The organism is Mesonia sp. HuA40 (genome assembly GCF_008017835.1).
Classification (GTDB): Bacteria; Bacteroidota; Bacteroidia; order Flavobacteriales; family Flavobacteriaceae; genus Mesonia.
The window spans coordinates 1-7158 of sequence record NZ_VRLT01000048.1 but is presented as its reverse complement, the minus strand read 5'-3'; the positions used below and the strand labels follow the sequence as shown (position 1 = coordinate 7158).

The following is a 7158-nucleotide window of genomic DNA, read 5'->3' as shown; positions in this document are numbered from 1 at the left end:
TGACAAGATCGGTAGAAAATTCCGCCGCAATGAATTATAGCCGTTGTTACATACTGTGGCGACACGCTCTGCTTGGAACGCTCTGCTATGCCGTCCACATAATTTTTTCCGCTTTACTCTTTTTCCGTCCACTTTTTTTATTCAGCAATGCGCTGATTTATTTTTAAAACGTAGATTTAAATATCTTTTTTTCGTTTACTTCAAATTTTTGATTCGACCTTAATTCAGCTTAATTTTTAAATTCGCTTTTTATTTTTTTGCACGATATAGTTTTATTCCTTTTTTTCAGCGTAGCGCTATTTCATTCCGCGTAGTGCTATTCAATTCCGCTGTTCTCTTTTTAAGTCAGTTAAATTTTCAAACAGTCAGATTTATTATTTCTCCGTTCTGCTTTTCATTCCGAGCCATTGTATGTAACGGTCTAGTGTATGAGCAGTAGCGGATTAAAATCCACTAACTTTTCGGTTAAACACTTACCTTTATTAATATTCATTTCGTTTCAATTCAGCACCAATCCCGCTATTGCTTATACACATTGTTACCTGCTGGCTTTATTCCGTTCTGCTTGGTTTTCAGCGTTGGCAAAGACATACTCTTTTGCAATTTTTGGTTGTAGCGTTGGCTGGTGCGAATTGCAAATGTGTATGGCTTTATGCGTTGGCATTTTTATATCCATTTTTTTAAAACACTATTTTCACATCTTCTTTATAGTGCTGTAGTGTTCCGTTTAAACTTGCTGTCCAGCCATCTATAAATACTTTGCCATTTTTGATTGCATTTGCGTAATCTTCTTTGCTTATTTTATCACTATTAGTTATATAATAATTATTTTCAATTTTATAAATACAATCTTTTATCACTTCTTCAGGTGCTTGGGTAGGTTCATCTAATCCGATGGTAAATATCATATTGTAAATACGACTTATGACATCATTGCTTAATTCTGGAAAAACGATTTCTCCATCTTGCACTTCTAGTTTTGGGGCATTTATGCAGTCAAAAACTTTATAGCCTATATCTGGCACTTGTTTTTTATCGTCATCAAACAAGCCTGATTTTTTGTTTTCTTCTTCAATATCGTTTTTTAACTTTTCACCTGCTCGTTTTAAGCGTTCTATGGTGATACTACTTATTACTGGCTCTAAATTATTCTCTTTGCAAAACTGATAGGCTGGTTTATCTTCTTTGATAGTTTCGTCTATTTGGCATATAATAAACTTACGGTTGCCACTATCTTCGGCATTGAGTTGCATAACTGCTTCGCCTGTGGTGCCAGAACCTGCGAAGAAGTCGAGAATAATTGAACTATTATCATCATATGTTACAGACTTAATAATAGTATTGATAAGTTTTACAGGTTTGGGATTTGTAAAAATTTCATCGCCAAATAGTTTAACTAATTGAGCGGTTCCATCTTCATTAGTTTCCATATCATAATGGACTGGTGAAAACATATTTTTCATTTTTTTTATTTCACCACCTTTCTTAATGTGATTAGGTCTAAAGGGAATTTTTGAAACCACAATACCTTCTTTGTTTTTAATTATTTCATTTAGTGTGTCTTGAGAATATCTAAACTCACCTTCAAGAATGAATTCATTACTATTAAATCCATTTTTTATAATCAATTGGGTTTTTAATATTGTTTTAATATTGCCTTCAGACATATCCTGTGGTTCTATAGTAGAATCTGGCATTTTAAATTGTACAGTACCTGCTGGAAAAACAAGTTCTCCCATTGAATTACCTGCATTATTGAAAGGATATTTTTTTCCTTTTGTTGTACTTTCTACAGAGAACGGAAATGTTTCAGTGCTATTTTTCAAATAACATATAATATATTCTGATAATTTACCAACATTACTGTGAAGAAATGAAGGTTTCTTTTTCTTTTCCCATATAAATTCACTAACAAAATTCTCTTCCCCAAACACATCATCACAAAGCAGTTTTAAATTGGCTTGTTCGTTATCATCAATGCTAATAAAGATAACACCATCTCTACTCAGTAAATCTCTTGCCAATAATAAACGAGGATACATAAAACTTAACCAACCGTTGTGGCTTTTCTTGCTTTTAAAGCTAAAATCTAAACGTGCAAAGTCGTCTTCGCTTAGGTTGGCTAGTCCCAAGACTTCGGCTTCTTCTTTGTTAAATTTGTCTGGGTATACAAATTCTTCACTAGAGGTATTGTATGGTGGGTCTATGTAGATGCACTTTATTTTGTTGGTGTAGTGGTTTTTAAGTATTTTTAGGCTATCTAGATTATCGCCTTTTAGTACCAAGTTTTGGGTAGTGCCTATGTTTTTACTTAAAGTAGTATTGAGTTGAAGTTCTTTGTCTGTTTTTTGGCTGTATTTGGCACGGGCAAAGTTTCTGCCTATAAAGTTGAGTCCGTATCCGTTTACTTTATCGTCTATGGGTAAACCTGCAATGGCTTTGAGTTCGTTTAGGTCTATTTCGTTGTCTTTAATAACGCTTGGGTAGTTTTCTTTGAGAAAACTCAACAGTTTGTTTTCGTTGTTTTCTGTGTCTAAAACGTTAAAACCTTGTTTTATAAAATCTTTTTTTGTCATTTGTTATGCGTTGTTTATCAATGCTGCCAATTGGGTTTTATTGATGCGTTCTTTAAATGAAACGTTTATTTTTTGGTCTTTGTAATGTGTGCTTAGTGCTTCAAAATACTTTTTGGCAAAATCTATTTTACCCTTTTGGTCAACAGGAACTGCTGTAGAAGAATTGTAGCCTTTGGCTTCTACGACAAGAAATATTTTGTTGCCATCGCTATTCTTAATCGCATAGCAAAAGTCTGGATTGTAATCGCCTAAAGGTGTTTTAATTTTAAGACGAGGCAACTTGCCAAAAATCTCAATACTATCAATATCTGGGTCTTGCTCCACAATTTCTAACTCAAAATCGCTGTCGTATTCAATCACTTCTTCAAAAACCCATTTCTTTTTTAAAGAAAAGTCAGTTGAAATATCTTTTTGAAATTTACCAACACTTCCTGTATCTAAATAGGTTTTGCCTTGTTCGGTTTTGAAAACATTTGGTAAACCAGTGCCATTAATACCATCGTATTGAATATTTGCTTTGAGCATAGCAATTAAATTCTTATTGATGATTTCCGTAATTTCCCGTTGGGCTTGTTTGGGATTGTTGCACAACAATTTGTTTTTAAAATCCTCACTTAAACTATTGAATATTTTTACTACAAAGGCAATAGGTGTTTTTGTTGCATTAGATAAATTACGTACCAATTCTAAATAATCTACTTTGCTTTTGTGAGTGAGCGAACCTTTTAATTCTTTTGTTACGGCATCGTCTTTATCTAGTTTATTTACATTGAGTTCTGCACGTATCGTTTGCAATAATATCTCTTCAATATTTACTGCTTCTATTTGCACTTTTATGTTTTGAATGAGTTGACTCTCCTGTTCATCAGATAAGGATTCTAAAACATAAAAGGCATTTTTATTAATGGCTTTCCACAAGTCTTGAAATTCTTTAAGGTGCGATGATTTAATAAATACTTTTTTCTTTTCTTTTTTATCTTTCGCCTTTTGTACGTAGGTATTGGCATCAGGTGCAAAAAGATTTTCAATAACTTCTTTTTGTTCTGTTGGTAAATTTTGCTCTTTAAGAATAGAAGAAAAATCAGGCGATTTTTGGAATACATCAATTCCATCAATTGTGGTCTTGTATATTATCATTTCGCTATTTTCCATCTTTTTGTAGATTTTGCGAACCGTTAAATCGTCAAACTTACCTTTTTCTTTCAGCGTTATTTTAAGTTCCTGTTCTGTAAACGTTTCGGCAATAAGGAACGAGTTTCTTAAAATTTCGTTTTGTATGGCTTCTACAAAACCTTGCTCTTTGCTAGACACAACTACATCGAGATTATTGATTTTCCAAAACTCTTCTTGGTCGTCATTTAGTTTCTTGAGAGTATTTCGTTGCAAATCTTGATTCACACAAATACGCAGTCCACGACCTATTTGCTGTAATTTTGATATATCACTTCCCTGGTTAGAAAGTTTGCAAATGGTAAAAACATTAGGATTGTCCCAGCCTTCCTGCAATGCCCAAATTGAAAAAATAAAACGAGTAGGACTTTCAAAAGACAATAATTTCTTTTTGTCTTTTAGTATCTCATTTACACCTTCTTTTACTTTTTCATCATTATTGCCCTTATCTCCTGAGAAATAACCTTTGTGTACTTGTAACTTATTGTTTTTGTCAAAATCGTTTTGAAGATATTTATAATATGCACTAGATTGGTCAAGTGAGCTAATAATTTGATTGTATTGAGTTATATATTCTTCCTCAAAAATGTTTTTAATTTTAGGATTGTCTCCACGGTATAGACTTGTATCGCTTTCAATAAAAAATAAAGTGAGTGCTTTTACATTTTGTTCAAAAAGTGCTTTTTCTTTCTCAAAATGTATTTTGATAGTCTCCTTTATCATAGATCGCAATGCTTCATCAGATAAAGTATAATCAACAGTTACAATAGTGTCATCAGCTAATACAAGTTTAGACTTAAGTATTTTTTTAATGCTTTTTCCGTTAAAAACGCCACCAACATTTAATTTTCGTCTAGCAATAATACCGTTAGCTAATGTACTAACGTGAGCAATGTTTTTTGAGCCTATTTTTTCTATTCCATTAAGTGTGTCTGTGTTTTCAACAATATCTTGCGTGTAGACCACAATTTTTTTAACCAAGTTTTGTCTAAAAGATGAAATACTATCTAGTACATAAGCCACATTAGAGAGTTGTAAGCTTCCTTTTTTATTGGGAAATGTAGCACCAAAACGCAAATAGTAATTATCAAAACCATCAAAATATTTTTTAAAAGCGTTGCCCTCAAAGCGATGTGGTTCGTCCATTATTACTATTGGATTTAATCGCTTTAAACATTCCAAATAAGATTTTGGCGGTGTTTGGTTAGTTGTAAACAAATCAGGCGTATTAATGTCTTTTTGTAATGGCCTGTTTAGGATTTTATCTTTATGATTAAAGGCACTTGGTGTCATTACCAAAACAGATAAATGATTTGTTCCGATAAATTGTCTTACAGCAGAAATATTACCACCTTCATAAACAAATGGTTCAATTTCTTTTTCTTTCTCGTTGGCGTAGTAACTTTTAAAGTAATCTTTTGTGTCTTCTAAGTTTGTTTTTGTTCCTTCACGAATTGGAACAGTCGGAACAAGAATTATAAATTTCTTGTAACCAAACTTTTTATTGAGTTCAAAAAGGGTTTTGATGAAAGTGAACGTTTTTCCAGTTCCCGTTTCCATCATTATATCAATATTTCCAGTATCTTGAACAGGGAAGTTATATTTGTTTTCTTGATGATGTTTATTTAATACACTTGCAAAATCTGAGGTTTGTTGTAACTCAGTAAACAGACTGACAATGTTATTTACACAATCTTCTTGATATTGTTGTATTTCGTATTGAAATTGTTTTTTATCTGTTTTGCTTGTCATTTATTATTCTAATAGTTCAAGTGTCAAATTTATAGATTTCATTCGGTTTTATTCGTCAAGCTTTGGGAAAAAACAGCTCTTTTATTTTTTAGCGTTGGCTGTAGCTTTAGGGAAAAAATAAATGTGCTGTTTGTGCGGTGGGTTTCAGCTTGCAGGTAACGTTTATGTATATGAGCTGTGGCGTATTTTAGCACGAACCTTTCCAAATAAAAACTGGCTTTGGGAAATCCTGCGGATTTCCCAAGTCAGGACTGACCAAGCCATAGCTTATATACTATGTTGTAGTGCGTTTTTTCTTACTTAATGTCAAATTTACCAATCTCGTTTTTCGCTATAGAAATTTTAAATTCTAAATTTTCATTAAATCCCAATCTAAAAAGTTCAATAAATGAAAATTCAATCCTGTCATAATCTTTTCGTTCGAAATTATGCCAATGTACAGCAACGTGACCTTCTTTATTTCTGAAAACCTTTGAAATTTTTAGTCCTTCCATTATGTTTTCAGGATTTTGCCCTAAATCTATGATTTTTGTAAGATGCTGAATTAATAGATTCAAGCCGTAAGTGTCTGAAGGATTGAGAAGCTCTGGCTTTAAATCTTTAATTTTCATTGGAAAGTCTATATTGTTTCCATCAATAGGTTTGTTAATATTAAATCCATTTTTAAGATAAATAGCTTTCAATAATAGTTCCGTAGCAATTCCAATTGAAAGCCTTTTTTGAACATTTCTCAACCATAGTTTTTGTGGTTCGGGACTATCAATATTTTCAGTTAGCAAATGTGCTGATGTTTTTAAATAATATTCAGCCATTTGCTTGAACGGAATCCAATCTTTGAATTCTGCACTAAAAATTTTTGAATACTGGTTTTTTATTTCTTGTTCTAAAGACATTGTCTATTCTAATAATTTAACCGCTTCTTCAAATCCTTCACTCAAAGTATTATAGATTTCTTGGACAATAGTTTTATTCAAGACTTTTTTAATAGTTAAGTCAACTACTTTACCTTTTAAGAGTTGAAACCAATTCTTCTTCCCAAGATTAAAATGGTTTTTTAAATCCTCTATTTCCTCAAAAATTATTTGTTGACCAAAGCCTTGTTTTTCAAGTTTTTCAAGAATGCTATTTAGTTTACTATGCAACTCTGATTCTTCTTCAACGCTGAATTCGTCCTCTGGCTTTGGTTCAAATGTATAAAATCGATTTATTTCATCAATCTCTTGGTCTATTGCAAAAACACCAATGTCAATTTCTTTATCGTAACCGCAACCACTACAAGTTTTCATATGCTTTTCCTTATCAGCTATACTATTTACTCTCAAGGTTTTTAAAAAATCTAATTTATCTCTATCACGATTAAAATCATATAATTTCATCGTAATCTTTGATTTCAGATTCTCGAGAGTATTAGTTTTTCCGCTTTTAAAAAGTCTTTTCGAAAATTGATTAGCCTCTGTTTCTACAATGTTCATTGTTATCTTATGGGTTTGTTTTTAAATGCACTACAACGGCTTTGGCTATGATTTCGTTGCGGAAAAATACGCAGGATTTATTCCGTTGTAACTCAAAGATAGAAAAAAGGATGGAATTTTCGGTAGAAAATTCCGCCGCAATGAATTATAGCCGTTGTTGGCTAAAGTACCGACACGCTCTGCTTGGC

Annotated in this window: 5 protein-coding genes; all 5 read right to left on the bottom strand. The window is 32.2% G+C overall.

All coding sequences use genetic code 11. The features are described from left to right. Positions 1 to 538: 538 nt before the first annotated feature. On the bottom strand, positions 539 to 676 hold the full coding sequence (locus tag FT993_RS12330; protein WP_187240787.1) for a hypothetical protein: 138 nt from the start codon (positions 674 to 676) through the stop codon (positions 539 to 541). Positions 677 to 680: 4 nt separating this feature from the next. Further along, positions 681 to 2576, bottom strand: coding sequence for a site-specific DNA-methyltransferase (locus tag FT993_RS08620; protein WP_147862145.1), 1896 nt, complete (start codon positions 2574 to 2576; stop codon positions 681 to 683). 3 nt (positions 2577 to 2579) lie between these two features. Continuing rightward, a complete protein-coding gene (locus tag FT993_RS08615; protein WP_147862144.1) occupies positions 2580 to 5498 on the bottom strand; it encodes a DEAD/DEAH box helicase family protein in 2919 nt (972 codons plus the stop codon). 296 nt (positions 5499 to 5794) lie between these two features. Beyond that, a complete protein-coding gene (locus tag FT993_RS08610; protein WP_147862143.1) occupies positions 5795 to 6391 on the bottom strand; it encodes a hypothetical protein in 597 nt (198 codons plus the stop codon). 3 nt (positions 6392 to 6394) lie between these two features. After that, positions 6395 to 6970 (bottom strand): hypothetical protein, encoded by a 576-nt coding sequence (locus tag FT993_RS08605; RefSeq protein WP_147862142.1) that lies wholly within the window; start codon positions 6968 to 6970, stop codon positions 6395 to 6397. Positions 6971 to 7158: the final 188 nt, after the last annotated feature.

Excerpts from the sequence above, each read along its gene's own strand:
- FT993_RS12330 (WP_187240787.1), bottom strand. The coding sequence starts at position 676 with ATGGATATAAAAATGCCAACGCATAAAGCCATACACATTTGCAATTCG.
- FT993_RS08620 (WP_147862145.1), bottom strand. The coding sequence starts at position 2,576 with ATGACAAAAAAAGATTTTATAAAACAAGGTTTTAACGTTTTAGACACA.
- FT993_RS08615 (WP_147862144.1), bottom strand. The coding sequence starts at position 5,498 with ATGACAAGCAAAACAGATAAAAAACAATTTCAATACGAAATACAACAA.
- FT993_RS08610 (WP_147862143.1), bottom strand. The coding sequence starts at position 6,391 with ATGTCTTTAGAACAAGAAATAAAAAACCAGTATTCAAAAATTTTTAGT.
- FT993_RS08605 (WP_147862142.1), bottom strand. The coding sequence starts at position 6,970 with ATGAACATTGTAGAAACAGAGGCTAATCAATTTTCGAAAAGACTTTTT.